This window comes from Streptosporangium sp. NPDC049248 (assembly GCF_040678965.1).
GTDB lineage: Bacteria > Actinomycetota > Actinomycetes > Streptosporangiales > Streptosporangiaceae > Streptosporangium > Streptosporangium fukuiense.
Genome location: NZ_JBFAQY010000007.1, coordinates 88,665 through 113,596 on the forward strand (window position 1 = coordinate 88,665; position 24,932 = coordinate 113,596).

Below are 24,932 nucleotides of genomic sequence, written 5' to 3' on the forward strand. Positions count from 1 at the left end.
CTCCTGGCTCATGGTCGCGCTCCCGCTGCTCGGTGCCGCGATCCTGCTGCTGTTCGGGCGCCGCACCGACCGCTGGGGTCACCTCCTCGGTGTCGTGATGTCCCTGGGCGCGTTCGCGGTGGCGGTCGCCGCCTTCATCCAGCTGCTCGGTCTGCCCGAGGCTCAGCGTCGCCAGGGGGTCAGGCTCTACGAGTTCATCCCCGGCCTCGCCGACATGGGGCTGCTGATCGACCCGCTGTCGATCAGCTTCGCCCTGCTGATCACCGGTGTGGGATCGCTGATCCACATCTACTCGATCGGCTACATGTCGCACGACCCGGGCCGGCGCAGGTTCTTCGCGTACCTGAACCTGTTCGTCGCCGCGATGCTGCTGCTGGTGCTGGCCGACAACTACGTCGTGCTGTTCGTCGGCTGGGAGGGTGTGGGCCTCGCCTCGTACCTGCTGATCGGCTTCTGGCAGTTCAAGCCCACGGCGGCGGCCGCGGCCAAGAAGGCGTTCATCGTCAACCGCGTCGGCGACTTCGGCCTGCTGATCGCGATCTTCACGATCTGGACGACGTTCGGCTCGGTCGCCTTCAACGAGCTCACCGGGGGCGCCGTCGACGGGGCGATCTCCTCCGGCGCCGCCTCCCAGGGCACGATCACCGCGGTCGGCCTGCTGCTGCTCCTCGGCGCCTGCGGCAAGTCGGCCCAGCTGCCGCTGCAGTCGTGGCTGCTGGACGCGATGGAGGGCCCGACCCCGGTCTCGGCACTCATCCACGCCGCGACCATGGTCACCGCGGGCGTCTACCTGGTCGTCCGCTCCGGCGCGTTCTTCGAGGCCGCCCCGACCGCGCAGCTCGTCGTGACGATCGTCGGTGTGGCCACGCTGCTCGCCGGTGCGATCATCGGTTGCGCCAAGGACGACATCAAGAAGGGCCTGGCCGGCTCGACCATGTCGCAGATCGGCTACATGATGCTCGGTGCGGGCCTCGGCCCGGTGGGCTACGCCTTCGCCATCGCGCACCTGATCGCGCACGGCTTCTTCAAGGCCAACATGTTCCTCGGCGCGGGCTCGGTCATGCACGCCATGAACGACGAGGTCGACATGCGCAAGTACGGTGGCCTGTTCTCGGTGATGAAGGTCACCGCGGCCACCTTCATGATCGGTTATCTCGCGATCATCGGGTTCCCGCTGCTGTCCGGTTACTTCACCAAGGACGGCATCATCGAGACGGCCATGGAGCACAACCAGATCCTCGGCTGGCTCGCGGTCGTCGGCGCCGGCATCACCGGCTTCTACATGTCGCGGATGGTCTTCATGACCTTCTTCGGCAAGCGGCGCTGGGCCGACGACGCACACCCGCACGAGTCGCCCTCCGTGATGACCGTGCCGCTGATCCTGCTGTCGATCGGTTCGGTCTTCCTGGGCGCCTTCCTGATCCTGGACAACCGGCTCATGAGGTTCCTCGCCCCGGCGGTCGGCCTGCCCGAGCACCTGCCCGGATTCCACCCCTTCAGCGTCCCCGGCCTGACCACGCTCGCGCTGGTCGCCGTCGGCGTCGTCTACGCCTGGTTCCGCTACGGTGCCGCCGAGGTGCCCCGGGTCGCCCCGCGCGGCTCGTTCCTCACCACCTTCGCCCGCCGTGACCTGTACGGCGACGCCCTGAACGAGGCGCTGTTCATGCGCCCCGGCCAGTGGCTGGCCCGGTTCGCGGTGTTCTTCGACAACCGCGGCATCGACGGCCTGGTCAACGGCCTGGCGGCGGGGATCGGCGGGACCTCCGGGCGGCTGCGTCGCATCCAGACCGGCTACGTGCGGTCCTACGCGTTGTCCATCCTCTTCGGTGCCGCCGTGGTCGTTGGCGCGCTGCTCTACGTAGGGAACATGTGATGCCCTGGCTCTCGACCCTGATTGCCGTGCCCGTCCTGGGCGCGGTGGGTGTCTCCCTTGTCAAGAGTGACAAGCTCGCGAAGCAGCTGGCGCTGGCGGTCTCACTGGTCGTGCTGGCGCTCACCGGCGCCCTCGCGTACCTGTTCGAACCGGCCTCCGAGGCGCGCTTCCAGTTCGCCGAGGTCTACGAGTGGATCCCGAGGTTCGGCGTCCACTACGGCGTCGGCGTGGACGGCATCGCCCTGGTGCTGATCGCGCTGTCGGCGGTGCTCGTGCCGATCGTGATCCTCGCCTCCTGGCACGACGCCGACGGAACCGGGGCCGCGGCCCCGCCCAAGCGCTCGGTGAAGACCTACTTCGCGCTGCTGCTGGTGCTGGAAGCGATGATGATCGGCGTCTTCGCGGCGACCGACGTCTTCCTCTTCTACGTCTTCTTCGAAGCCATGCTCATCCCGATGTACTTCATGATCGGGTCGTACGGCGGAGCCCAGCGGTCCTACGCGGCCGTGAAGTTCCTGCTCTACTCGCTCTTCGGCGGCCTGCTCATGCTGGTCGCGGTGATCGCGCTCTACGTGATCGCCGACAAGGGCACCTTCATGTTCCCCGAGCTGATCGGCGTCATCCAGGACCCGACCACGCAGAAGTGGCTCTTCGCGGGCTTCTTCATCGCGTTCGCGGTCAAGGCGCCGCTCTGGCCGTTCCACACCTGGCTGCCCGACGCCGCCGCGCAGGCCCCGGCCGGCGCCGCGGTGCTGCTGGTGGGCGTGCTGGACAAGGTCGGCACGTACGGCATGCTCCGTTTCTGCCTGGAGCTCTTCCCGGACGCGTCGAAGTTCTTCACCCCGCTGGTGATCGTGCTGGCGGTGGTGGGCATCGTCTACGGCGCGATCGTGGCCATCGGCCAGACCGACATGAAGCGCCTGATCGCCTACACCTCGATCTCGCACTTCGGCTTCATCGCGCTGGGCGTCTTCGCGATGACCAGGGACGCGGGCGCGGGCGCCACCCTCTACATGGTCAACCACGGCTTCTCGACCGGCGCGCTCTTCCTGGTCGCCGGCTTCCTGATCTACCGCCGGGGTTCCAGCCAGATCGCCGACTACGGAGGCGTGCAGAAGGTCGCCCCGCTGCTGGCCGGCACCTTCCTGATCGCCGGCCTGTCCGGGCTCTCCCTGCCGGGACTGTCCACCTTCGTCAGCGAGTTCATGGTCCTGATCGGCACCTTCGAGCGCTACCCGGTCGCGGCGATCATCGCGACGAGCGGCGTCGTCCTGGCGGCCGTCTACATCCTGTGGATGTACCAGCGCACGATGACCGGCCCCTCGAAGGAGTCGGCCCACGTCATGCCCGACCTCAACTGGCGTGAGATCTGGGTGATGGGCCCGCTGATCGCGGTGATCATCGCCATGGGCTTCTTCCCCAAGCCGGTGCTTGACGTGATCAATCCCGCGGTCGACAAGACGATCTCCAGCGTCCACATCGAACCGTTCACGCCCGCCGTGGCAGAGAAGAAGGGGGCCGGCCAGTGAACGGCACCATCCAAGCCCCGACAATCGAGTACGCGCTACTCTCGCCGATGCTGCTGGTGTTCGGCGCGGCGATCATCGGGGTGCTGGTCGAGGCGTTCGCGCCCCGCTACCTGCGCAAGTCGATCCAGATGCCGCTCACGCTGCTCGCCCTGCTCGGCGGGTTCGTCATGACCGTCCTGTCCGGCGTCAACGGCCTGCCGGACGCCCCGGCGGCCATGGGCGCGGTCGCGGTGGACGGGCCCGCCCTGTTCATCTGGGGCATCATCCTCGTCCTGGCGCTGGTCAGCACGCTTCTGATCAACGACGAGGACCAGTTCGTCGCGCAGGCGGCGGCGGTGCCGGGAAGCCCGGACGAGGAGGAGGCGATCCTCAGCGGATACGCCCAGACCGAGGTGTACCCGCTGCTGCTGTTCTCGGTCGGTGGCATGCTGCTCTTCGCCTCCGCCAATGACCTGCTGGCCATGTTCGTCGGCCTTGAGGTCATGTCCCTGCCGCTGTACCTGCTCTGTGGCCTGGCCCGCCACCGCCGCCTGCTCTCGCAGGAGGCCTCGGTCAAGTACTTCCTGCTCGGCGCGTTCTCCTCGGCCTTCTTCCTGTACGGCACGGCCATGGTCTACGGCTACGCCGGATCGGTGGACCTGAAGGCCATCAGTGCCGCGCTCACCGGGGCAGGCGGCCAGGAGACGCTGCTGCTGCTCGGCTTCGCGCTGCTCGGCGTCGGCCTGCTCTTCAAGGTCGGCGCCGCGCCGTTCCAGGCGTGGAAGCCCGACGTCTACCAGGGCGCGCCCACCGCGGTCACCGCGCTGATGGCCTCCACGGTGCTCGTGGCGGCCTTCGGCGCGGTGCTGAGGGTCTTCTGGGTCGCCCTGGGCGGCCTGGAATGGGACTGGAAGCCGGTCATGTGGGGCATCGCGATCCTGACGATGATCGTCGGTGCGATCCTGGCCATCACCCAGACCGAGATCAAGCGGATGCTCGCCTACTCCTCGATCGCGCACGCGGGCTTCCTGCTCACCGGCGTCGTCGCGATCGGCGCCGCCGAGCAGAACAAGCAGGCCCTGTCGGCCATCCTGTTCTACCTGGCCGCGTACGGCTTCACCACGGTCGGCGCCTTCGCGGTCGTCACCATGGTCCGCGACGCGGGAGGCGAGGCCGGACATCTGTCCCGCTGGGCCGGTCTGGGCAAGCGTTCCCCCGCTCTCGCGGGTATTTTCGCTTTCTTCCTGCTGGCCTTCGCCGGCATCCCGCTCACGAGCGGCTTCTTCGGCAAGTACGCCGTTTTCTCGGCCGCGGTCGCCGGCGACGCTCTGCCGCTGGTCATCGTGGGTGTGGTCAGCTCGGCGATCGCCGCGTTCTTCTACGTCCGGGTGATCGTGCTGATGTTCTTCAACGAGCCCGCCGTCGACGGGCCGTCCATCGCGACGCCCACGGTGGGCACCTCGGCTGTGGTCGCCCTCGCGGCAGCGGCTACGGTAGTGCTGGGGGTTTTCCCGCAGCCGGTGCTCGATCTCGCGGATCAGGCTGCGTCCGCGCTGTTCATTCGCTAGAGGAGTAACGGTTCATGGCTGCGCCACCGGTTGTTGATCTTCCGTTCGTCGACGAACGGTTGGCGCAGGACCTCGCTACCGGCTTGGCCGAGGTCGAGAAACTGCTCCGTTCCTCGGTGGAGAGTGAGGACGCCTTCGTCACGGAGGCGTCCAAGCACCTCATCGAGGCGGGCGGCAAGAGGTTCCGGGCCATGCTGGTCCTGCTCGCCGCCCAGTTCGGCTCACCCGCGGCGGCGGGAGTGGTGCCGGGGGCCGTGGTGATCGAGCTGACCCACCTGGCGACGCTCTACCACGACGACGTGATGGACGAGGCCCCGGTCCGCCGGGGTTCTCCGTCGGCCAACGCCCGCTGGGACAACACCGTGGCCATCCTGACCGGCGACTACCTGTTCGCCCAGGCCTCGGAGATCCTCGCCGACCTCGGCTCCGACGTCATCAGGATCCAGGCGCAGACGTTCTCCCGGCTGGTCCGCGGCCAGATCCGCGAGACCATCGGCCCCCGCTCCGGCGAGGACCCGGTGGCCCACTACATCGGGGTGCTGGCCGACAAGACCGGTTCGCTGATCGCCACCTCCGGCCGGTTCGGCGCCATGCTCAGTGGCGCCACACCCGAGGTGGTCGAGCGGCTGACCCGGGCCTGCGAGGCGATCGGGGTCGCCTGGCAGCTCGGCGACGACCTGCTGGACGTCGCCTCGGAGACGGCCGAGTCGGGCAAGACGCCGGGCACCGACCTGCGCGAGGGCATCCGGACCCTGCCCGTGCTCTACGTCCTGGCGTCGGACAACCCCGAGAGCGCCCGGCTGCGCGAGTTGCTGGCCGGTCCGGTGGCCGAGGAGGACATCGAGGAGGCCCTGCGTCTGCTCCGCGCCGACCCCGCCATGGGACATGCCCGCGCCGAGCTGCTCGACTGGGCCGACCGTGCCCGCGAGGACCTCGCGGGCCTTCCCGACATCCCGGCCCGCGCCGCCTACCTGGCCCTCTGCGACTACGTCGTCGAGCGCTCCGGCTGACCGCCGGTCCAGGATCGGACCCAGCCCGGCTCGGCGACAGCGCCGAGCCGGGTTTTTCGTGTTTCTTCCACGATTTTACTTGCAGGGCAAAGCAAATAATGTATGTGCATGTAGACTCCTGCCGGACAGCACACTCCAGGAGGAATCACCATGTCGTGGGACCATTTCGCCCTCTTGCACGCACGCGTGGAGGCGGAGTTGACCAAGGCACTCCAGCGCGGTCACGGCCTGGGGCTGTCGGAGTACCGCGCACTGATCCAGCTCGCCGCCGTCTCCGGCGGCTGCATGCGTATGCAGGAGCTGGCCGAGGCGGTGGGGCTCAACCAGAGCTCGGTGACCCGCCTCGTCGCCCGCCTCGAAGAGGCCGGGATGACCCGGCGCGACCTCTGCTCGGACGACCGCCGCGGCGTCTACTCGGTGATCACCGAAGAGGGGCGCGTCCGCCTGGCCGATGCCACGCCCACCTACGAGCGCTCCCTGGCCTCCGCGCTGGAGCAGGCGGGCGTCGACCCGCTCTTCACCCCTCTGGTCCTCGCCGTACGCGGCTCCTGAGGCTTTATGAGGCGTTCTGTACGGCTACCCGCTTGGACACCGCACGGCGGGCCTGGGTGGCCGTCCTGAGGCTGTCCCAGGTGAAGACCGACAGCGCCAGCCAGATGATGACGAACCCCACCCAGCGGCTGGGCGGCATGACCTCGTGCACGATGAACACCCCGCACAGGAACTGCAGGATCGGGGCGATGTACTGCAGCAGGCCGATCGTGGTGAGCGGCACCCTGATCGCGGCGGCGGTGAAGCAGAGCATCGGGACGGCGGTGACCACACCCGCTCCGGCCAGCAGGAGCGTGTGGCCCGCGCCCCAGTTGCCGAACGTGCTCGTCCCCTGCTGCCCCAGGTAGGTCAGGTAGCCCAGCGCGGGCAGCAGCAGCACCAGTGTCTCGACCGTCATGCTCTCCGCCGCACCCACCCCGGCGGTCTTCTTGACCAGCCCGTAGGTGCCGAAACTGGCGGCCAGCGCCAGCGCGATCCACGGCGGCCGCCCGTAGTCGATGGCCAGGATGACCACGGCCACCGCCCCCAGCCCCACCGCGGCCCACTGCCACGGCCGCAGCCGCTCCTTCAGCAGCAGGACGCCGAAGAGCACGCTGATCAGGGGGGTGATGAAGTAGCCGAACGAGCTCTCGACCACGTGCCCGGTGTTGACGGCGTAGATGTAGACGCCCCAGTTGAGCGTGACGAGCACCGCGGCCAGGACGAGAAGGCCGATCTTTCTCGGGGTGCGCAGGAGCTCGCGGAACCAGGACCAGTGGCGCCGTACCGCCAGGATGGCGACGACGGCGACCAGGGACCAGGCGATGCGGTGGGCGAGGATCTCCAGGGCGCCGGAGGGCTTCAGGAGCGGCCAGTAGAGCGGGAACAGGCCCCACATGGCGTAGGCGGCGATGCCGTAGAGAACTCCGCGGCGCGTTTCAGGCATGACCCCTATCTTTGCTCCTTACTGGATTTAACACAATTTAGCTGTACTTTTCGATCAGTTAAGAAACTCTTTCGGGAACACGGGGGAGTCGCCCTCGGTTGCTTCCTGGTGAGAACGTGTCAGGAGGAGGTTCGCAATGGGCTGGCTGTTCGGCAAGGACAAGACTTCCATGGTGTCCCCGGAGAACGCGCTCCCGGGCCGCGCTACCGGGATGGCGGTGCCAGGGCGTCATGAGGTTCTCGACGCCCCGCTGGCTCCGCCGTACCCCGAGGGGAGTGAGATCGCGGACTTCGGCCTCGGTTGCTTCTGGGGGGCCGAGCGCATTTTCTGGCAGACCCCGGGTGTGGTCTCCACCTCGGTCGGCTACGGGGGCGGCTACACCCCGAACCCGACCTACGAGGAGGTCTGCACCGGCCAGACCGGTCACACCGAGCTCGTCCGCGTCGTCTTCGACCCGGCCCGGGTGTCCTACGAGGAACTGCTGCGCGTCTTCTGGGAGTCGCACAACCCCACCCAGGGCATGCGGCAGGGCAACGACGTCGGCACACAGTACCGCTCGGCGATCCACTTCCACTCGCCCGAGCAGGAGAAGGCCGCCCTGGCTTCGCGTGACGCCTACCAGAAGGTTCTCACCGACTCCGGCTACGGTGCCATCACCACCGAGATCGCCCCCGCCGGCGACTACTACTTCGCCGAGGGATATCACCAGCAATATCTCTACAAAAACCCCGGCGGCTACTGCGGCATCGGTGGCACCAACGTCAAACTAGGTGATCCATCTCAGTGGGGCGCCTGCCAGACGGGCCTGGTCCCGACCGAGGAGTAGCGCCGACTTCACCGGCACGGCTTGCATCCGGCTTCTGGGGTGAGCCGTGCCCCCTGTGTGTGGGGGGCCTCGGGTCGGCGAGCAAGTTGTTCGGTTCTATTTTTTTGGCCGAAGCGAACAAGTCGACTTGATTTTGTTCGGTGTAGTTACATCGACTCAGCCGAACAAAATCATGGGGGCGTCGGTGTCAGGACCGGGCCGGCCGTCCAGGGCGGCTGTTTATCAGCGCCTTGACGAGGCCGTTCGAGAACTCCGTGACCGTTTGGGTGGACTACCTTCGCCTGACGAGGCGGAGGACATCTGGTCCGACATCTGGCACCAGGAGGCTCACAACAGCACTGCGATCGAGGGCAACACACTCGTGCTGCAGGAGGTGGAGAGGCTCCTTGAGGAGGGGCGCGCGGTAGGCGCGAAGCCGCTCAAGGACTACATGGAGGTGAGGGGATACGGCGACGCTGCGAAGTGGGTGTACGGGCAGGCGCTGGAGCCAGGAGGCTGGCAAAACGGAGATCTCATAACGCTTCAGGAGGTTCGTCAGATACACCACACCGCCATGTCGCTGGTGTGGGCTGTAGATCCCCATCCACATGCCTCCCCAGCTGAAAGCCCGGGGAACTTCAGGCAGCACGAGATCACGAAGTTCCCGGGAGGCATGAAGCCGCCGCCATGGCCGGAAGTCGACCCCCAGATGCGGGACTGGGTAAGGGTTGTCGATGACCTTCGCGGCGAGTCCGAGGAACCCCTCCCCGAACGCTTGGCCCACGTTCATAACCGGTTCGAACAAATACGCCCGTTCCTCGACGGTAACGGACGGACGGGCCGCTTGGTGCTCAACTTGATGCTTTGCAGAATCGGGTACCCGCCGGCGATCATCTACAAGCGCGACCGCGACAAGTACCTTCAGGCAATGCGCCGAGCCGGCAATGACGAGTTCGGCCCGCTGGGTGAACTCATCGCACGCAGCGTGACGACGAATCTGTACCGCTTCGTCATGCCAGCGGTGGCCGGCCCGGTCAAGCTTGTTCCTCTACCTGCCCTCGCGACGCGCGACGTCACCGAAAACGCCCTCCGGGTGGCTGCCGCACGGGGACGACTGCGTGCGGTCAAGGGCGACGACGGTATGTGGCGTAGCAGCAAGAAGTGGGTGAGCGACTACCTCAAGTCGAGGCACCGCAGGTCATGATGTGTCTGCCGTGGATGAAAGGTGTCTGAGCAAGAGCACATCGACAGCCTCGTGTCCACCTCAATGGCTACTGCGGCGTCGGAGGTACCGATGTCAAGCTAGGTGACCCGTCCGAGTGGCCCGCCTGCCAGGCGGGCCTGGTTCCGACCGAGGAGTGGTTTCGGCAGATCTCGGTGTACGGCTCGCGCTCGACTCCTAGGCGTGGGCCGTCCTGCTGTTTGGCCATGATCGGCTGATCGCCTGTCGTGCCGGCTCTGCATGAGCCTGCGGACGCTGGGCTCCCCGATGGCGGGCAACCCCGGCGGGGGCCGATCTGCTGAACCTTGATCAGTCGACGCACATCGCCTCGTGGGTGGCCTGGAAGACCCATGTTCCGCCCCCCGGAGAAGCATAGGTCAGCAAGATGTAATAGACCCCAGGGGTGCAGTCGTGGCCGACCGCGAGGACGGCCTGCCGGGCCCGTTCTTGGGCCGCCGCCACCCCGGCCGCGTAGGTGTTACCCGCCCCCACGGCAACGGCGCTGCGGGGAGTGTCATAGCCGTCGGCGTGCGCGGCCACGGGCGCGGTGGCCAGGCCGACCGCCACCACCGCTGAGACGAGGCCGAGTCGGCGGAGCCAAGTGACTTTTTGCATGCTTCTCCTTGTGGGGGACGGGCATGTGATCGATCAATATCGATTTAACGCAGATCGATATAGCGCGGTATTTACCGATTGGCCACAAGAATCTGGCGGTCTTGTCCTCATGATGGAGGAAATGGCTAATACTGCAGCCGCCATTTGCGGGGTGAGCTGGGACAATGTGCCCCACTCTGATCGATCTCATGACGGGAACGTGGCGCAATGAGGGTGCCGTTTATGATCATGTATGTGTGAAAATTACAAGACCGGGAGCGGCTGCTGCCCTCATCGTGTAGGCAGCGCGGGTGGGCGGTGGCGACGGTGCGGATGACCGCGGCGGCGCGTCATTGGGCTCGAACTGGTGGAGGCGCTCTCCGGCGCCGCGGAACTGGATGTCGATGTCACCACGCAGGAAGTCATCGCGGGCTGGCGGGCGACCGCAAGGCGGGGAGCCGATCAGGTGATCCCTTGTTCCGGGCCGCGGCAGCCTCCCGAACCCTGGTGGTCACCGCGACATCGGGAGCACCAACGTCAAGCTGGGTGACCCGTCCGAGTGGGCCGCCTGCCAGACGGGCCTGGTCCCGACCGAGGAGTAGCGCCGGCTTCACCGGTACGGCTCGCGCCCGGCTTCCGGGGTGAGCCGTAGTCGTGAGCCGTGTCCGTCCGCGGGGCTTCGCCATTGCTCCTTCATCGAGCTGGGAACTGATTCAGGGCTTCTGTGCGATTCATGGCGGCCGTTTTTGTGCTGAGAGTCGTTTGGCCGCTCGATCTGGCCTGCTTACTACCAGGCGATCGTGTGAGGCTCCTTCCCTGGTTCGCCAACTTCAGAATGTGTTCTGACTTACGATGGCAGGGTGAGCACCAGCAACGCCGACGCCGTCACCTTCTCGGACCTGTCGAGAAACCCCCGAGCCGTCGCCGAACGCGCCGCACGCCTCGGTCGGGTACGTGTCACCCACCGCGATGCCCCGGACTTCTACCTGACCGCCGCCGACCGTGAGGATCAGCGCGGGCAGACACTGGCCACGGCATCCCGTCTGTTCCTAGCCCTCATCAAGCACGATCCGACCGCCCGCACGCTGGTCATCGCCATGCCCGAGGTCTTCCCCTGGGTCCGCCACCTCACCTCCGCCGAACTGCGTGCCTTCACGCTCGAACTGGTGGAGGCGCTCTCCGACGCCGCGGAACTTGATGTCGATGTCACCACGCAGGAGGTCATCGCGGGCTGGCGGGCGACCGCTCGGATCAAGGCCGACCCAGCGCACTACGCCCAGGCCCGCAAGGCCACAGGTGGCGACTTCGGACCGGTAGAGGTCTCAGCGTGAGTCCGAAGCGTGGTGACCGGGTCACGGTCCCGCCTTCGGATGACGAATGGGATATCCGGTTCGGTACCGGTGATGCGGTCAAGGGCTGGGAGGAGTTGTGCCGTCACGCCCTGGGCAACACACGCCGATGTTTCGAGGCACTGCGAGCCGATCCACGCTCACGGGCAGATCATGAGCGTCAACATCGCCTACGCGGCGATCTCGCGACTCATCGTCATAACGGCCAGAACCTGGAACAATGGGAATTCGAGGTCACCAGCGGCGGACGCGTCCGCTATGCCATTGATGACGCCACTCGCACTGTCTGGGTCGTCTACGCCTCACCTCGTCACCCGAAAGACACCGACGGCTGAAACCGGAGGCGGGAACCCGACCAGGTGCTCTCTCATCCAGACCACGGCAGCCTCCTGAACCTCGACGGCCACCGCGGTATCGATGGCACCGGGGTCGTGTGCTCGGTGGGTCTGACGTTCGGTGAGGCGTGGACCTGCGCCGATGGTCAGATCCTGACCCTTGATCGCTCAGGTGTTCGCTTCCGGTGTCCTTCTCGGGCCTCGCTACGACGGAAGGCGCAGGGTGAACGTCGTGCGGACGCCTGGCACGCTGGTGGCCGTGGCTGTGCCGCCGTGCGCCTCGGCCAGGTTGCGCACGATGGCGAGCCCGAGCCCGCTGCCCCCGGTCCGCCGGTTGCGGGACTTCTCAGCCCGCCAGAACCTGTCGAAGACGTGGGGGAGGTGCTCGGCCCGGATTCCGACCCCCGTGTCGGTCACCTCGATGACGACCCGCTCGCCATCCTGGCGGGCGTCCAGCGTGATGTGCCCGCCGCGTGGCGTGTAGCGCAGGGAGTTGGTGACCAGGTTGCCGACGGCCTGGCGGAGCCGTACCGGATCCGCGGTCAGCGAGGGGTCGTCGATGATGGCGGTGGTCAGTGTGAGCCCCGCGGCTTCGGCCCGGCCTCGGTGAGCGGTGGCCACCTGGTCGAGAAGGTCGCCGAGGTGAACGGGTTCGACGTGCAGACGGAGTTTGCCCGCGTCGGCGAGGGCGAGCTCCTGAAGGTCGTCGACGATGTGCTGCAACAGCAGGATCTCCTCGACCAGCGAGGCGATCAGCGCCGGGTCCAGCTCGGCGACGCCGTCCTGGGCCGCCTCCAGCCACCCCCTGAGGTTGCTCAACGGGGTCCGCAACTCGTGGGAGACGTCGCTGACCATGGCCTTGCGCTGCTCCTCCATGCGCTGAAGGTGTTCCGACATCTCGTTGAACGCCGTGGCGAGCTCGCTGATCTCGCCGGTCGTCCTGACCGTGACGCGGGCGGAGCCGTCCCCGTCACGCATCCGTCGCGCGGCGTGGGTGAGCGCGTTGACAGGCCTGACCAGGCGCCGGGCCGCCATGACGCTCACGCCCACGGTCAGCACGAGCACGAGGAGGGCTGCGCCGGCGATCGAGGGGAGCGGGATGCGCTGGCCGGTGGCCTCGGCGGGGGAGCCGATGTACAGGTAGGCCGCGGGGGCGACGTAGGGATCGAGTTGCTCCTTGCGGGCGGTGACGACGCAGGACGAGATCGTCTGATCGGGTTCCGCGCCAGGAGGCTGCTTCTTTCTGGAGACCCAGGCGAAGTCGAGGCCGACCGAGCCCCGTTCCGTGCTCTTGCCCTTGAGGCACCTGCCGACCAGGAGGTTGAGCTGTTTCAACGCGGCCTTCTCGGTGCGCGTCGGCGTGCTGAAGGTGGTGGCGTCGCAGACGTCCATCACCATGGGGGCCTCGCGCGGCACCGGGTGCGGCTCCTGGTCGGCTTCCTTGCCGGTCGTCGTCACGACGGGCCGGCCGGTGTTCGAGACGGTCATCTGTACGGCCTGCCCGGTACGGCCGGCGCAGGTGGCATAGGTGCCGGCGGCCTTGACCAGCCGGGCGCGATCGGAGGCGGACAACAGGAAAGGACCCACCGCGCGTGGATCGATCCGGTCCCTGGCCGCCCCGGGCACCAGGGTCACGTCCACGGCCAGCGGGTCGACGACGGCCGACACCCTGGCGGGCAGTGGGGTCCCGGCGGTCGCCGAGTCCGCGATGAGGGTGCCCTTCTCGGTGGTCAGCGCGATGCGACGGCTGTGACGGGCGGCGAGATCGCGCACGGTGACGGCGACGCCCGACCAGTCCGGATGGCGGGAGGCGTAGCCGAGCAGGTTGTTGTTGATCTGAGCGTCGCTGGCCAGCGTCTGACCCTGCTCGCGCTGGATGGCGCCGGAGGTGCTGCTGGCGGCCAGCCACGCCGTCGCGGTGATCGAGCAGACCGCCACGACAGCCGAACTCGTGAGCAGCCTGACGAACAGCGACCTCATGCGTGGGTCAGTTTGTAGCCGACGCCGTACACGGTCAACAGCCGGACCGGGCGGCGCGGATCAAGCTCGATCTTCTTGCGCAGATTCATCACGTGCACGTCGACCGTGCGTTCGGTGATGAACCTGTCGAAGCCGTGGACGCGCTCCAGCAGCTGCTTCCTGGTGAACACCCGCTCCGGCTCGGCGGCCAGCGTCTCGATGATCCGGAACTCCGCGAGCGTACACTCCACCGGCGTGCCCGCCACGGTGACGGTGTGCCTGACCGGGTCCACGACGAGATCGCCCGCCTGGAACAGCCGCCGATCGGCGTCCTGGGACTTGCCGGTACGGCGCAGCAGCGTCCGCACCCGGGCCATCAGCTCACGGGGGCTGTACGGCTTGGCCACGTAGTCGTCGGCGCCGAGGCCGAGCCCCAGCAGCAGGTCATCCTCGGTGGACTTGGCGGTCAGCATCAGGATCGGCAGGTCGGACTCGGCACGCAGCACCCGGCAGACGTCCAGCCCGTCGACCTTCGGCATCATCACGTCGAGCACCACGAGGCCGGGATCCGCCCGTCGGGCCTCGTCGATCGCGGAACGCCCGTCGTGCACGACGAGGACCTCATGGCCCTCCCGCTCCAGATACCGCCTGAGCAGTTCGGCCTGCTTGGGATCGTCCTCGGCGACCAGTACGTACGCGCACATGACCTGAGGCTATGCGCATGCCAGGGGCGCATATGGGATCTGCATGACAACCAAACAGGTTTCACACATTCTGTCGCCAGGCTGCGGCGGGTGAGAACCAACCTGCTCCGTACGGCTGCCGCGGCGACGCTCGTCCTCCTGCTGACCGGCTGTGCGGCCGGCGCGCGCGGTGCCGTACGGCCTGAGCCTCCAAGCAGTGGCGCGCGGTCGGAGCCGGCGAGCAGCGTCGGATCGAAGATCGCGAGCGTCAAGGGGTCCCGGATCACGGTCTACCGGAACAAGGAGGGGGTGGCCCAGCGGACGATCACCAGCCCCAACGACTACGGCGCGACGCGGGTCTTCCTGGTGGACCGTGACGAGGGTGAGTGGCTCCGGGTGCTGCTGCCGATCCGGCCGAACGGCAGCAAGGGCTGGATCAAGGCCACCGACGTGAAACTCGCGGAGACCTCCCACCGGGTGGAGATCGATCGCGGGGCGTTCAGGTTCACGGTCTACGACGGCGACCGGGCCGTCAGGACGGGCAAGGTCGCGACGGGCGAAGCGGGGACGCCGACGCCTCCAGGCCGCTATTTCTTCACCGAGCTGGTGAAACCCGTCGATGACGGTGGGGCCTACGGCGCCTACGCCTTCGGGCTGAGCGGCTTCTCGCCCGTGCTGAAGAGCTTCGCCGGAGGCCCGGGCCAGCTGGCGGTCCACGGGACGGACAAGCCGTCCGCCATCGGCACACGGGCCAGCCACGGCTGCGTCCGGGTCGGCAACGACGACATCAGGTGGATGGCGAAGAACCTGGCGATCGGCACTCCGGTCGTCATCAAGGGCTGAGGCCCGACCCGAATGAACAGGGGAATCCATATGAAGATCAAAGCAACGCTCATCGGCTTCAGCGCGGCGCTGGCTCTGGCCGCGAGCCTCACCGGCTTTTCGGGTACGGCGGCGGCCAATCCCAAGGAGCCGTCCCCTTCGCCCTCCTCGGGGCCGGCCGATCTCCGGCCCACGGTCGAGGAGCCGAGGCCGATCCCGAAGGAGGCCGTCGTCGTCAAGCCGGCCTACACCGGCTGATCATGGAGCGTCGCCGCAGTTTCCGGGGCCTGCGGCGACGCATCTCGGCGCCTGCGGGCTCATGGCGGTCCTCTCCTGCCCACGGTCGCGTCAGCGACCAGGCCATCTCTGCGTACCCGGCCGCGGTTCTCCGGCCGGTCCGAGCACGTACGGCCCACGCGCCCCGTGGGGCCGACAGAAGCCACCAAGGAGACGCCGCGCGGACACATCTGTGAGGAGTCACACCGGCAGCGCTGGAAGTGGCCCGCACCCGCCACGCATCGCTCCTACTGCCGGGGGTCCGCGGCCAGGTCGAAAAGAATGCGCCGGTCAGCGGCGCGCCCGGTCGGACGGTGCGCTCCGCCGGGCGCTCCACGCCACCACCGCCGCGGCGGGCGGGTCAAGGGCCCCGCACAGCACCCGCCAGGTGCCGCAGCGGCAGGTCTGGTAGCGCACCAGCCCTTCGCTGGTGTGGTGGCGGGAGCGGGTGTGCCAGTCATGTCCGTCGTGGTCGTTCATGGGTCCAGCGTGCTGTAATGGTATTGTGCATCTCAACCCTTACGGAGCGGACGCGGTCCTCCTGATGGCGGACCTGACCAACTTCCCGCCCGCGTCCCTCGACGACCTGGTGAAACGGTGCGCGGATGCCGGCCTCGCCATCGACCGCCCCCCGGAGGAGGCGGACCTGGCCGCCGCGCTCGACCTGGCCGAGCAGTGGTGCGAGATCGTCGACACCCGCGACGAGCGCGCACGGGTCGCGCTGCTCAACGACCTGCTGGCCACCTCAGCGGCGTATCCCCGCGTCACCGACCACGCCGGAACCGGCTGGCACCTGCACTATCGCGACGCGGGCATGTCGCTCGGCGGCGTGCTGCGCGCGCTGGTCGCGGTGGGCACCGCCCTGCATCTGACGGGGCGCGGCATGTCGCGGCTGGCGCGCTGCGCGCGCGACGGCTGCGGGCTGGTTTACGCGGATGTCTCGCGAAGCGGCCGGCAACGCTACTGCTCGCCGCGCTGTGCCAACCGGGACGCGGTACGGCGGCACCGGGCCCGGCACGCTCCTCCTTCTCCGGTGAATCGACAGTGAACCTCTGCTGGCGGCCACCGACTACCGGGGCCTCAGTGGCACCGGGGTCTCGTGCCCGGTCGGCCTGACCTCCGGCGAGGCGTAGAACTGCGGATTTAGCCAGATCCTGGCCCCTGATCGCCCGGTGTCGATCTTGGACCAGAGCTGTTTTCGGCGACAAGTATCACTACGGGGTCAAGGACGGTCCGATCCGCGGCCCGCCGCGCGTTGGGCGGTCGCCGGCCGCGCTGCGGCTCTTCGGCCGATCGCGGCCGGCGCCGCCCATGCGCTTGACCATCGTGACGGATAGCCAGACAAGTGAAGCGTGCTCCAAACCGGCTACGAGCTGTACACGCAGACCTCCCCGGAGCCATGCGCGGAGGTGGCTAAGACCTCTCTCACAGTAGGGCGTTTGGTCATCGATGGGTGATACCTGACGGCTGCGCGACATCTACCAGGTAGATGACACAACACGCACCGGAACGGTGGAGGGGAGGCGGCGTGTGAGTGATGAAGAAAGCTTCACCCGCATGTTTCAGGACCATTACGAGTCGGTTCTGAGGTACGCCTGGCGGCGGGTTGGTCCTGTGGACGCTCCAGACATAACCGCCGAGACGTTCAAGATTGCCTGGGAGAAGTACAAGCGACTCCCCCGAGAACAACCGCTGCCCTGGCTGTATGCGACCGCCCGGAATCTCACGCTGAATCTGATCAGACGAGACAACCGGCGAGACGCACTCGCCAGTCCATTGGGTGAGGGCCCGAAATACCACGGTGCCGAAGCAGATCACGCCAGCACGGTCGTCGCCCGCCAAACGGCGCTGGCCGCGCTGAACAGCCTGAGCGAAGACGATCGGGAACTGGTGCTCTTGATGTCTTGGGAAGGACTCGACCTCCGCGGGGCTGCGAAGGTGGTGGGCTGCTCCCGGCCTACAGCCGCTATGCGGCTGCATCGCGTACGCAAACGGCTGCGGCGCTTGCTCGGAGAAGAACCACAATCCGTCGCCACTCGCCAGCCTTCCTGTCAAGGGAATGCCGTATGACCAATACTCTCAAGCAGTTGATGACCACGCTCCAGACGCATGACCCCGCCAGTCATGTCCGAGCGGACCCCCTGGTGCTGTCCGCCACCCTCCAGAGCGTTATCGCTGACACGGCACGGGAACCTCGAAAGACCAAGCCACGCTGGTCCTGGCAGAGGTGGCTCACCCTCATTCCCGTCACGGCCCTCCTGGTGGGAGCAGCGGTCATCATGCCGATCATCATGCATCCCAACGAAATCGGTCCTATGACTCTGGGGCCGGCCAAAGCGTTGGCGTTCACCAGGAACGGTGACTACATCGACGTCAGGATCGTGGACCCGGACGCCGATCCCGAGCGATACCGGCAGGACTTCGCGGCGCATGGCCTGAACGTCGAATTGAAGACGGAACCCGCGTCACCCAGCCTCGTCGGTGCGATGATCTCCGTCTCGTCTCCCCAAAGGACGGTGGTGTTCCACAGCGACGGATTCGAAATCAAGGATGGAAATAGAAGCCCCAGAATCAAGAAAATCGAAGGGACCGACTGCGGCAAGATTTGGTGTCTGGCCGGGGTGAGTATTCCTGTCGGTCTGCGTAGCCCTTTCGAGGTCACCTTCGGGCGGGCCGCTCGGCTTGGTGAACGGTATGAGATCACGGGGGATCCGACCGCTCGTGGCGAGATCTTGGAAGGAATGAAGCTGGCGAACAAGACGGTAGGTGAAGTCAGGATCATGCTTCAGCGGCGGCATGCCACCGTCTCGCACTACTACAAGGCTCCTCCTGAGCCCTCCCCTCGTGACGGTTCAGGCTTGGATGTGACCGAGCACCCCCTCCAGGCGGAAGACGTTCCCGACACCTGGTATGTACACGAGGCATTGGGCGGCCATGAAAAGAACGCGGTAAGGCTCATCGTCGCGCCCCAGCCCACCGCCAATCCGCACTGAGCGGCCTTCACACCTACATGGCTGCGCCCTCAACAGTCCACAGAGGGCACAGCCGCGCTTATAGAAGCGCTCCAGCAGTAAGCCTGAAGTGCGGATGCTCAGCCTGGCTGAATCGGATCGAGGCCCAGTTCACCGCGCTGCGCTGTTTCACCCTGGACGGCACCGACCGTGCCGGTCACAAAGAACAGGGCAGCATGATCCGCCGCTACATCATCTGGTGTAACCACCATGCCGACGACCGGCGCCTACGCGCCGTCGTCGACAGGGCAAACGTTGCCTGATGCGGCACTAGGTGGCCTCTTCCTCAGGTTGGTTAAAGGACACATGTCTTGCAGATCCGGCCATGGCGAAGCGCCGGGCAGCGGCGCTAAAAGATCTTGAAAAAGATTTGGGCGGGCTGTCGAATCGGGGTGGTCTCGTTCGAAGCGTGGTCAGAAGGCCGAGAGGAACACCCGAGAGCCGGCCCTGAACTGGTGAGGAGAACGGTCATGACCCAGCAGACGATGAGGGCCGCACACCCGGTGACCTGTCTCATCGGCGGGTTGTTCCTCGCGGCCTTCGCCGCCGTCGCGACCGGTGCGGGTGCCCCGTGGGCCAACCTGGTCTTCGTCTCCGGGGTCGTGATCATCTGGGCCTGGCTCTCGGCCCTGTCCCTGCACCTGTACCGGCACGCCGCCCCCCGGCACGCCTGAGCACACCCGGCCTCCGCACCACACCGTCAAGAAAACAAGATCGAAGGAGACGTCCGATGCGATACATGATCATTCTCAAGGTCACCAGCCAGCCCGCCACCCCGCCGCCGGCGGAGTTGATGGAGGCCATCGCCAAGCTCGGCGGGGAGGCCACCGCGGCCGGGGCGTTGCTCGACACCGCCGGGCTGGCCCCGAGCGCGCAGGGCGCGCGGGTCGCGATCACCGGGGACAGGCTGAGCGTCACCGACGGCCCGTTCGCCGAGGCGAAGGAGCTGATCAGCTACGCGCTCTACCAGGTCCGCTCGAAGGAGGAGGCCGTCGAGTGGACCTCCCGCTTCTTGAAGATCCACCGGGATCACTGGGCGGGGTGGGAGGGTGAGGCCGACGTGCTGCGCGTCTTCGGTCCCGAGGACTTCGCCGCCCCCGCCTGATCTGATCGCCTCGTGTACGGCTCCCGGCCAGGGTTCCTGGCCGGGAGCGGTATCGGCTGTGGTGGCGACGGCAGCGGACGCCCTGTGACGTGAGCTTCCCCCCGCAGGACGGACACTTCAAGGACGACGGCGTGGGCACCATCGGCGTCGAGGAGGTGTTCTTCCACGGTAGGGCCGGTGATGGCCAGGTGGTGGCGGTGCAACCAGCCGAACAGGTCCTGCCCGGCGCGGACCACGTCTGTGGAAGGCGGAACGACGGCTCGCACGACGGCGCGAGCGGGCAGGGTGAGTCGCTCGCCGTCGCGATCGGTGGTCACCGCCGCCGTGAACCCGCCGGTCGGCTGCCCGCGCAGCCAGGTCAGCAGGGTCGCCGGCGGTGCCGGGCACACGGCGGCGAGCTCGGATGGATGATCGAGACGCAGGCGGCGTACGCGTAGGCGGCGCGATCTCATCGCGGTCTGCTGAGGCAGGATCGACATCGGCGTGGCGAGGTGGTCCTCGGCATGAGCCGCAGTGGCGGCCAAAGCGGCGATGTCACGCTTGATGCCCGCCACGATCTCGGTCAGGGCCTGTCGCAGCTGTGCCTCGGGAGCGTCCAGCAGATCGGCGATCTGGCGCAGCGGCAGGCCGAGGCGTTGCAGGCCGCGGATGCGTTCCAGCCGTGCCAGCTCGGCCACGCCGTACCGGCGATAGCCGGTGGAGCCGTCTACCGCGGCAGGAGGCAGCAGTCCGATCTTGTCGTAATGGCGCAGGGTCCGTTCGGATACGCCGACCATACGCGCCAGTTGCCCGATTCGCCACACCCCGGCTCCTCTCCCCGACATGTTGACTTTGTCCCTGCGGCAAGGTCCTACCGTCACCGTCCATGACCGATTCGAACCCTCGGACCCGGCTTGTCGGTGTCCTGCTGTTGACCTCGTTGGTGGCCATGATCGCCGGTGCGGCCATCGTGGTGCCATCGGGGTTGACCCTGAATTCAGCCGACCCCGATGCTGTGCTGGCCGCGGTGGGTGAGCGGTTCGGGCTGCATCTGACCGAGCTGGCCTTCGACGTGCTGGGCTGGCTGGCGCTGACCGCGGCCGGGCTCGTGATGTCCGCTCGCTCCGCCCAGGCACCCGGACCGCACCTGGTGACGCTGGCCGGCGGACTGCTGGCCGCCGCCGGACTGGCAGGCCTGCTTCATGACGCCGGGAACCTGGCGCTGACCCAGCTGGCCGCCGACCCCGCCGCCCCGGCGGTCGCCACCGTGGCCTGGGCGGTGCTGCTCACCGCCAAGTGGGCGGTCAACCTGGCCGGGCTGCTGTGGGTCGCCGCCACCGCCGCCGCAGCGGTCGGCGTCCCGATGCCGACCGGGCTCCGCATCGCCGGTGCGGTCGCCGCGATCTCGGGTTCGGCCGCGGTCGCGCTTCCGTGGACGACCGGGACCGATGGGCCGACGGTGGCGCTGGAACAGCTCGGGTACGCCCTCCACCTGCCGATCATGATCTGGTACGGGGCGCTGGGCTGGCGGTACCTGCGTAACGGGTGACCGGCGCCCGTGAACCTGTACGTCCTTCGTGCTCGGCACGAACAGTTGATCAGGGGACCGCCACCTGCGGGGCGGTCATGTGTGGTCGCCGTCGTACTTCGCCGTCTCCTGCGGCGGCGCACCCCTGTCGATCATCAAGGAGTACATCGAAGAGCAGAGACGCCCGGGCTGAGCCGCTCGGCGGCCTACCGGTCACCCACACCGTTCGGCCTTGGCGGCCCTGCCGTGCTGTCGTTTCCTCCCGGGCGTGAACGCCCAAGGTTCCACGCCAGATCACGCTGAAAATCGCAGCCTCGCCCGTTCGTATCGCCCCGGTATGGGGAGGCACGCGGGTCCAGGCCCTCGACGGCACGCTCGGGCACCGTCGAGTGTCAGCTTGTGGACAACTCGTCGAAGTAGCCTTTCATCGAAGGGTGGTAGTCGGTGAAGTCGGGCCCGGGGGAGCCTTCGCGTGCAGCCACGAGCATGTCCAGGTAGTACTCCCAGCCGGGACCGATCTCTCCGATGCCCTCTTCGCTGACGAGATGGTGCACGAGCCGTAATTCCGTCGAACCATCCGTTTCCAACAGCGACAGCTCCAACCGCCAGGTCCCGGACTCATCAGTCGTCGACAGGGCCAGTCGTCGCGGTGGGTCGCATGCGTCGATCCGCATTTCGCACCACGGCGTCTGCTCTTCGAACGCCATCTGCACCTTGATTGTCCGGCCGGGGGCCGCCTCGCCCTCCCACGGCCCGAACCAGAGGGCCGTCCGGTCTGATTCGGTGATGCTGGCCCACACATCCTTGGCGGGTGCGCGGAACGTGCGACTGAGGACCAGGTCGCTTCCGGTGCCGGTGCGAAACAGCCGACCGGTAGGTGTGGGACTCATGCGGTGTTCCTCTTTCCCGGGTCTGCCGTGTCGCGCTCCCGGCGCTCACGGCGGGTTCGATAGACCTCTGTCTCGAGTGCGTCGAGGCGACGTTCCCAACCGGAGGGGCGGGTGAACAGGGCGAGCCATTCGGCGAGTTCGCTCAACCGCTCGGCGTCAAGCACGTAGAACCGCCGTCGGCCGACAAGTTCGTCGTGAATCAGCCCGCTCTCTCGGAGGACGCGAAGATGCCGGCTCACCGCAGGTCTGCTGATCGTGAAGCGTCCGGCGATCTCTCCTGCGGTGAGGCGTTCGTTCCGCAGCATCAGCAGGATCTCCCGCCGTACGGGATCCGCGATCGCGCCCGCCACCTCGTCCACCGGTAAAGCGTAACCTGTTGGTTACGCTTTGGGCGATACCCGCTTCACCTGTCTTCCGGGAGGCGCGCGACCCTGCCCAGGGCGACGACGTCGGCACGCGGTGTACTTCCACTCGTCCGAGCAGGAGAAGGCCGCTCCGACCTCGCGTGACACCACCAGAAGGTCCTCACCGACTCGGGCTACGGCACCATCACCACCGAGATCGCCCCGTCGGCGACCACTTCCACGCGAAGCGGTGTCACCAGCAGGCCTCTACAAGAACCCCGGCGGCTACTGCGGCACCGACGTCAAGCCGGGTGACCCGAAGGAGGTGTTTGATCCCGCAGTGCCACCGGCCAGGCGACTGTGTCGCGCGTCACACCGATCGCATGTCACGGATCGGTGGGTGGCTTGTATCCCGTGGTTGTCCGCACCAAGCGAAAGGCGCAACGATGACCACACGGCGTGAAACCGGTATGGCGGCCCCGCACCGCGTTCTGATCCTGGGGGCGGGGTACGCGGGCATGGCCGCGGCGATCCAGCTCGCGGCTCGGACCAAGGGGCGCGAAGACGTGCGGGTGACCCTGGTGAATCCGCAGGAGCGGTTCACCGAGCGGTTGCGGCTGCACACCGTGGCGACCGGGCAGCAGGTCGCCGAGATGAACATCCCAAAGCTGCTGGAGGGCACGGGGGCGCGGTTCGTGCGCGGCTGGGTGACGGCGATGGATGCGAACGCGAGGATCGTGCGGATCGACGACGACCGGGTGCTGCACTACGACACGCTGGTGTACGGGCTGGGCGGCGTGGCCGACACGACGACGGTGCGGGGCGTGGAGGAGCACGCGTACACCCTCGACAGTGCCCAGGACGCCGAGGTGCTGGCCGAGCGGCTGGCTCGGCTTGGCCGCGGTACGGTCGTGGTCGGCGGCAGCGGGTTGACCGGCGTCGAGTCGGCCGCGGAGATCGCTGAGCGGCACCCCGGGCTGAACGTCGTGCTGCTGGGCCGGCGGGAACCCGGCGCGGCCATGGGCCCCAGGCCGAAGGCGTATCTGCGGGCCACGCTCACGCGCCTGGGTGTCCAGGTGCGCAGCGGAATCGAGGTGGTGGGGGTACGGCCCGACTCGATCGAACTGGCGGGCGGGGAGAGCGTCGCCGCCGATGTCGTCCTGTGGACGAGCGGTACGCGGGTGTCGCCGCTGGCGGCCGCCGCCGGTCTGACCGTCGACGAGCGCGGCCGCGTCGTCACCGACGCGGCGCTACGGTCGGTGTCGCACCCGGACGTCTACGCCGTGGGCGACGCGGCCGCGATCCGCCAGGGCTACGGCGTCATGCACGGCACCTGCCAGGGCGGCATGCCGACCGGTGTGCACGCCGCGGTGTCGATCGTCCGCGCGCTGGACGGCAAGCGGCCCAAGCCGTTCCGCTTCGGCTACTACCACACGCCGGTGAGCCTGGGACGGCACGACGCGGTCGTCCAGTTCACCCACCCCGACGACAGCCCCCGACGGGTGTATCTGACCGGCCGCATAGCGGCACGGTATAAGGAGACGGTGACCGCTTCGCCCTGGCCGACCTACGGCCGTATGAAGAGGCTGCCGGCCTCAGGCGCGTTCTGGCCCCGTGGCGGCCGGTTCACCCGCGTCCGGGGTGTGCGGTGACCCACACGCCCCCGGATCACGACCAGCAGGTGTTCAACCGGCATCGCAACCTGCTGTTCTCGGTGGCCTATCGCGTCCTCGGCACCGTGGCCGACGCCGAGGACGCGGTTCAGGACGCCTGGATCAAATGGTCGGCCGACGACCGTTCGCAGGTGGCCGACCCCAAGGCCTATCTGGCGCGGATCGTGTCGAATCTGGCTCTGCGGCGGCTGCGCTCGGCCCGGTACCAGCGTGAGACCTATGTGGGACCGTGGCTGCCGGAGCCCATTCTCACCAGCGGCGACACCGCCGACGACATCACGAACGCCGAGTCGGTGTCGACGGCGATGTTGGTGGTGCTGGAAACCTTGAGCCCGCTTGAGCGCGCGGTGTTCGTGCTGAAGGAGGTCTTCGACTTCAGTCATGCCGAGATCGCGCAGGCGGTGGAGCGTTCCGAGGCGGCGGTGCGCCAGGCCGCGCACCGTGCTCGCGAGCACGTACGGGCCCGGCGGCCGCGCTTCACCGCCGACCGGTCGCGGCAGCGCGACGTCACGGAGCGGTTCCTCGCCGCCGCGACCGGGGGCGACATCAACACCCTCATGGAACTGCTGTCCCCGGACATCACGCTGTGGACCGACGGGGGAGGCAAGGTCCGTCAGGCTCTGCGTCCGGTCGTGGGCGCCCAGACGGTGGCCGCCTGGTTCGCGGCCGTCGGCAAGGTCACGTACCAGGGCGTCGAGCCCGCCGACATGAACGCCGAACTGGTCGAGATCAATGGCGGGCCGGGCATGGTGTTCAGCGGTCCGGGGCGTGTCATCGCCACTGTCACCTTCGACTTCGATGCCGACGGTCGCATCACCACCATCCACAACATCGCCAACCCGGACAAACTCCAAGCCATCGCCGAGGGGATCATCCGCGACGTCGGCACGCTCTGAGATCTGCCCGGGTCCGCCCCGACAG

At 67.6% G+C, this 24,932-nt stretch carries 27 protein-coding genes and 1 pseudogene; 20 read left to right on the plus strand and 8 right to left on the minus strand.

The genetic code is table 11. The features are described from left to right. Positions 1-10: 10 nt before the first annotated feature. The 5 genes from nuoL to AB0K21_RS15815 all read left to right on the plus strand — a co-directional run bounded on the left by nuoL (position 11) and on the right by AB0K21_RS15815 (position 6,511). Positions 11-1,873, plus strand: a complete 1,863-nt coding sequence (gene nuoL / locus AB0K21_RS15795) for an NADH-quinone oxidoreductase subunit L (RefSeq protein ID WP_364150829.1) — start codon at positions 11-13, stop codon at positions 1,871-1,873. Then, a complete protein-coding gene (locus tag AB0K21_RS15800; RefSeq protein ID WP_343981116.1) occupies positions 1,873-3,402 on the plus strand; it encodes an NADH-quinone oxidoreductase subunit M in 1,530 nt (509 codons plus the stop codon). The genes nuoL and AB0K21_RS15800 overlap by 1 nt, the downstream gene beginning before the upstream one ends. Next, the gene (nuoN, locus tag AB0K21_RS15805; protein WP_343981118.1) at positions 3,399-4,949 is read left to right on the plus strand and encodes an NADH-quinone oxidoreductase subunit NuoN; all 1,551 of its coding nucleotides are present in this window, start codon (positions 3,399-3,401) and stop codon (positions 4,947-4,949) included. Before AB0K21_RS15800 ends, nuoN begins: the two co-directional genes overlap by 4 nt. A 14-nt stretch (positions 4,950-4,963) precedes the next feature. Further along, positions 4,964-5,959 (plus strand): polyprenyl synthetase family protein, encoded by a 996-nt coding sequence (locus AB0K21_RS15810; protein WP_343981122.1) that lies wholly within the window; start codon positions 4,964-4,966, stop codon positions 5,957-5,959. A 150-nt stretch (positions 5,960-6,109) separates the two neighbouring features. Then, on the plus strand, positions 6,110-6,511 hold the full coding sequence (locus tag AB0K21_RS15815) for a MarR family transcriptional regulator (RefSeq protein WP_343981125.1): 402 nt from the start codon (positions 6,110-6,112) through the stop codon (positions 6,509-6,511). Positions 6,512-6,515: 4 nt separating this feature from the next. Here AB0K21_RS15815 and rarD read toward each other — a convergent pair whose 3' ends face one another. Further along, the gene (gene rarD / locus AB0K21_RS15820) at positions 6,516-7,436 is read right to left on the minus strand and encodes an EamA family transporter RarD (RefSeq protein WP_343981128.1); all 921 of its coding nucleotides are present in this window, start codon (positions 7,434-7,436) and stop codon (positions 6,516-6,518) included. Positions 7,437-7,572: 136 nt separating this feature from the next. Between rarD and msrA the strand changes: the two genes are divergently transcribed. Next, entirely contained in the window at positions 7,573-8,262 is a 690-nt protein-coding gene (msrA, locus tag AB0K21_RS15825; protein WP_364150460.1) for a peptide-methionine (S)-S-oxide reductase MsrA, read from the plus strand. Between the two features lie 361 nt (positions 8,263-8,623). Then, positions 8,624-9,445, plus strand: a complete 822-nt coding sequence (locus AB0K21_RS15830) for a Fic family protein (protein ID WP_364150463.1) — start codon at positions 8,624-8,626, stop codon at positions 9,443-9,445. A gap of 327 nt (positions 9,446-9,772) precedes the next feature. Here AB0K21_RS15830 and AB0K21_RS15835 read toward each other — a convergent pair whose 3' ends face one another. Then, complete coding sequence (locus AB0K21_RS15835) at positions 9,773-10,078, minus strand: hypothetical protein (protein ID WP_343981137.1); 306 nt, start codon at positions 10,076-10,078, stop codon at positions 9,773-9,775. An 839-nt stretch (positions 10,079-10,917) separates the two neighbouring features. Between AB0K21_RS15835 and AB0K21_RS15840 the strand changes: the two genes are divergently transcribed. After that, a complete protein-coding gene (locus AB0K21_RS15840; protein WP_343981140.1) occupies positions 10,918-11,388 on the plus strand; it encodes a hypothetical protein in 471 nt (156 codons plus the stop codon). Then, complete coding sequence (locus AB0K21_RS15845; protein ID WP_343981143.1) at positions 11,385-11,741, plus strand: hypothetical protein; 357 nt, start codon at positions 11,385-11,387, stop codon at positions 11,739-11,741. The genes AB0K21_RS15840 and AB0K21_RS15845 overlap by 4 nt, the downstream gene beginning before the upstream one ends. Positions 11,742-11,945: 204 nt before the next feature. On the opposite strand, the gene AB0K21_RS15850 is transcribed toward AB0K21_RS15845, so the two are convergent. Beyond that, on the minus strand, positions 11,946-13,721 hold the full coding sequence (locus AB0K21_RS15850; RefSeq protein ID WP_343981146.1) for an ATP-binding protein: 1,776 nt from the start codon (positions 13,719-13,721) through the stop codon (positions 11,946-11,948). After that, on the minus strand, positions 13,718-14,404 hold the full coding sequence (locus AB0K21_RS15855) for a response regulator transcription factor (protein WP_343981149.1): 687 nt from the start codon (positions 14,402-14,404) through the stop codon (positions 13,718-13,720). Before AB0K21_RS15855 ends, AB0K21_RS15850 begins: the two co-directional genes overlap by 4 nt. A 90-nt stretch (positions 14,405-14,494) precedes the next feature. Between AB0K21_RS15855 and AB0K21_RS15860 the strand changes: the two genes are divergently transcribed. Together AB0K21_RS15860 and AB0K21_RS15865 are read left to right on the plus strand one after the other, a co-directional pair. Further along, positions 14,495-15,226 (plus strand): L,D-transpeptidase, encoded by a 732-nt coding sequence (locus tag AB0K21_RS15860; protein WP_343981152.1) that lies wholly within the window; start codon positions 14,495-14,497, stop codon positions 15,224-15,226. A 30-nt stretch (positions 15,227-15,256) separates the two neighbouring features. Then, positions 15,257-15,463 carry a hypothetical protein gene (locus tag AB0K21_RS15865; RefSeq protein WP_343981155.1) on the plus strand — a complete coding sequence of 69 codons (207 nt, stop codon included), beginning with the start codon at positions 15,257-15,259 and terminating at the stop codon, positions 15,461-15,463. Between the two features lie 309 nt (positions 15,464-15,772). On the opposite strand, the gene AB0K21_RS15870 is transcribed toward AB0K21_RS15865, so the two are convergent. Beyond that, the gene (locus tag AB0K21_RS15870; protein WP_343981158.1) at positions 15,773-15,961 is read right to left on the minus strand and encodes a hypothetical protein; all 189 of its coding nucleotides are present in this window, start codon (positions 15,959-15,961) and stop codon (positions 15,773-15,775) included. 25 nt (positions 15,962-15,986) lie between these two features. Between AB0K21_RS15870 and AB0K21_RS15875 the strand changes: the two genes are divergently transcribed. The 5 genes from AB0K21_RS15875 to AB0K21_RS15895 all read left to right on the plus strand — a co-directional run bounded on the left by AB0K21_RS15875 (position 15,987) and on the right by AB0K21_RS15895 (position 19,597). Then, complete coding sequence (locus AB0K21_RS15875; protein ID WP_343981160.1) at positions 15,987-16,529, plus strand: CGNR zinc finger domain-containing protein; 543 nt, start codon at positions 15,987-15,989, stop codon at positions 16,527-16,529. Positions 16,530-17,011: 482 nt separating this feature from the next. Further along, positions 17,012-17,551, plus strand: coding sequence for a sigma-70 family RNA polymerase sigma factor (locus AB0K21_RS15880; RefSeq protein ID WP_343981163.1), 540 nt, complete (start codon positions 17,012-17,014; stop codon positions 17,549-17,551). Beyond that, on the plus strand, positions 17,548-18,474 hold the full coding sequence (locus tag AB0K21_RS15885; RefSeq protein WP_343981166.1) for an AzlD domain-containing protein: 927 nt from the start codon (positions 17,548-17,550) through the stop codon (positions 18,472-18,474). Before AB0K21_RS15880 ends, AB0K21_RS15885 begins: the two co-directional genes overlap by 4 nt. A 488-nt stretch (positions 18,475-18,962) precedes the next feature. Continuing rightward, positions 18,963-19,166: a hypothetical protein gene (locus AB0K21_RS15890; protein WP_364150472.1), complete on the plus strand. Its 204-nt coding sequence runs from the start codon at positions 18,963-18,965 to the stop codon at positions 19,164-19,166. A 56-nt stretch (positions 19,167-19,222) separates the two neighbouring features. Continuing rightward, entirely contained in the window at positions 19,223-19,597 is a 375-nt protein-coding gene (locus tag AB0K21_RS15895) for a YciI family protein (protein WP_364150475.1), read from the plus strand. Here AB0K21_RS15895 and AB0K21_RS15900 read toward each other — a convergent pair. After that, positions 19,522-20,400, minus strand: coding sequence for a MerR family transcriptional regulator (locus AB0K21_RS15900; RefSeq protein WP_364150478.1), 879 nt, complete (start codon positions 20,398-20,400; stop codon positions 19,522-19,524). The two genes, AB0K21_RS15895 and AB0K21_RS15900, sit on opposite strands and share 76 nt — an antisense overlap. Before the next feature lie 62 nt (positions 20,401-20,462). Between AB0K21_RS15900 and AB0K21_RS15905 the strand changes: the two genes are divergently transcribed. Together AB0K21_RS15905 and AB0K21_RS15910 are read left to right on the plus strand one after the other, a co-directional pair. Next, on the plus strand, positions 20,463-21,125 hold the full coding sequence (locus AB0K21_RS15905) for a hypothetical protein (protein WP_364150481.1): 663 nt from the start codon (positions 20,463-20,465) through the stop codon (positions 21,123-21,125). Positions 21,126-21,198: 73 nt separating this feature from the next. Continuing rightward, positions 21,199-21,297, plus strand: a pseudogene (locus AB0K21_RS15910) (transposase); the annotation flags it as partial. Positions 21,298-21,496: 199 nt separating this feature from the next. Here the strand turns inward: AB0K21_RS15910 and AB0K21_RS15915 are convergent. Beyond that, positions 21,497-21,994 (minus strand): SRPBCC family protein, encoded by a 498-nt coding sequence (locus tag AB0K21_RS15915; protein ID WP_343983796.1) that lies wholly within the window; start codon positions 21,992-21,994, stop codon positions 21,497-21,499. After that, positions 21,991-22,353, minus strand: a complete 363-nt coding sequence (locus AB0K21_RS15920) for a metalloregulator ArsR/SmtB family transcription factor (RefSeq protein ID WP_364150484.1) — start codon at positions 22,351-22,353, stop codon at positions 21,991-21,993. Before AB0K21_RS15920 ends, AB0K21_RS15915 begins: the two co-directional genes overlap by 4 nt. Positions 22,354-22,784: 431 nt before the next feature. On the opposite strand from AB0K21_RS15920, the gene AB0K21_RS15925 reads away from it, so the two are divergent. Both AB0K21_RS15925 and AB0K21_RS15930 read left to right on the plus strand, forming a co-directional pair. Further along, positions 22,785-23,990, plus strand: coding sequence for an FAD-dependent oxidoreductase (locus tag AB0K21_RS15925; protein ID WP_364150487.1), 1,206 nt, complete (start codon positions 22,785-22,787; stop codon positions 23,988-23,990). After that, the gene (locus tag AB0K21_RS15930; protein WP_343982408.1) at positions 23,987-24,907 is read left to right on the plus strand and encodes an RNA polymerase sigma-70 factor; all 921 of its coding nucleotides are present in this window, start codon (positions 23,987-23,989) and stop codon (positions 24,905-24,907) included. The genes AB0K21_RS15925 and AB0K21_RS15930 overlap by 4 nt, the downstream gene beginning before the upstream one ends. Positions 24,908-24,932 lie beyond the last annotated feature (25 nt).

Excerpts from the sequence above, each read along its gene's own strand:
- nuoL (WP_364150829.1), top strand. The coding sequence starts at position 11 with ATGGTCGCGCTCCCGCTGCTCGGTGCCGCGATCCTGCTGCTGTTCGGG.
- AB0K21_RS15800 (WP_343981116.1), top strand. The coding sequence starts at position 1,873 with ATGCCCTGGCTCTCGACCCTGATTGCCGTGCCCGTCCTGGGCGCGGTG.
- AB0K21_RS15810 (WP_343981122.1), top strand. The coding sequence starts at position 4,964 with ATGGCTGCGCCACCGGTTGTTGATCTTCCGTTCGTCGACGAACGGTTG.
- AB0K21_RS15815 (WP_343981125.1), top strand. The coding sequence starts at position 6,110 with ATGTCGTGGGACCATTTCGCCCTCTTGCACGCACGCGTGGAGGCGGAG.
- rarD (WP_343981128.1), bottom strand. The coding sequence starts at position 7,436 with ATGCCTGAAACGCGCCGCGGAGTTCTCTACGGCATCGCCGCCTACGCC.
- msrA (WP_364150460.1), top strand. The coding sequence starts at position 7,573 with ATGGGCTGGCTGTTCGGCAAGGACAAGACTTCCATGGTGTCCCCGGAG.
- AB0K21_RS15835 (WP_343981137.1), bottom strand. The coding sequence starts at position 10,078 with ATGCAAAAAGTCACTTGGCTCCGCCGACTCGGCCTCGTCTCAGCGGTG.
- AB0K21_RS15850 (WP_343981146.1), bottom strand. The coding sequence starts at position 13,721 with ATGAGGTCGCTGTTCGTCAGGCTGCTCACGAGTTCGGCTGTCGTGGCG.
- AB0K21_RS15855 (WP_343981149.1), bottom strand. The coding sequence starts at position 14,404 with ATGTGCGCGTACGTACTGGTCGCCGAGGACGATCCCAAGCAGGCCGAA.
- AB0K21_RS15865 (WP_343981155.1), top strand. The coding sequence starts at position 15,257 with ATGAAGATCAAAGCAACGCTCATCGGCTTCAGCGCGGCGCTGGCTCTG.
- AB0K21_RS15870 (WP_343981158.1), bottom strand. The coding sequence starts at position 15,961 with ATGAACGACCACGACGGACATGACTGGCACACCCGCTCCCGCCACCAC.
- AB0K21_RS15885 (WP_343981166.1), top strand. The coding sequence starts at position 17,548 with ATGACCAATACTCTCAAGCAGTTGATGACCACGCTCCAGACGCATGAC.
- AB0K21_RS15890 (WP_364150472.1), top strand. The coding sequence starts at position 18,963 with ATGACCCAGCAGACGATGAGGGCCGCACACCCGGTGACCTGTCTCATC.
- AB0K21_RS15895 (WP_364150475.1), top strand. The coding sequence starts at position 19,223 with ATGCGATACATGATCATTCTCAAGGTCACCAGCCAGCCCGCCACCCCG.
- AB0K21_RS15905 (WP_364150481.1), top strand. The coding sequence starts at position 20,463 with ATGACCGATTCGAACCCTCGGACCCGGCTTGTCGGTGTCCTGCTGTTG.
- AB0K21_RS15915 (WP_343983796.1), bottom strand. The coding sequence starts at position 21,994 with ATGAGTCCCACACCTACCGGTCGGCTGTTTCGCACCGGCACCGGAAGC.
- AB0K21_RS15925 (WP_364150487.1), top strand. The coding sequence starts at position 22,785 with ATGACCACACGGCGTGAAACCGGTATGGCGGCCCCGCACCGCGTTCTG.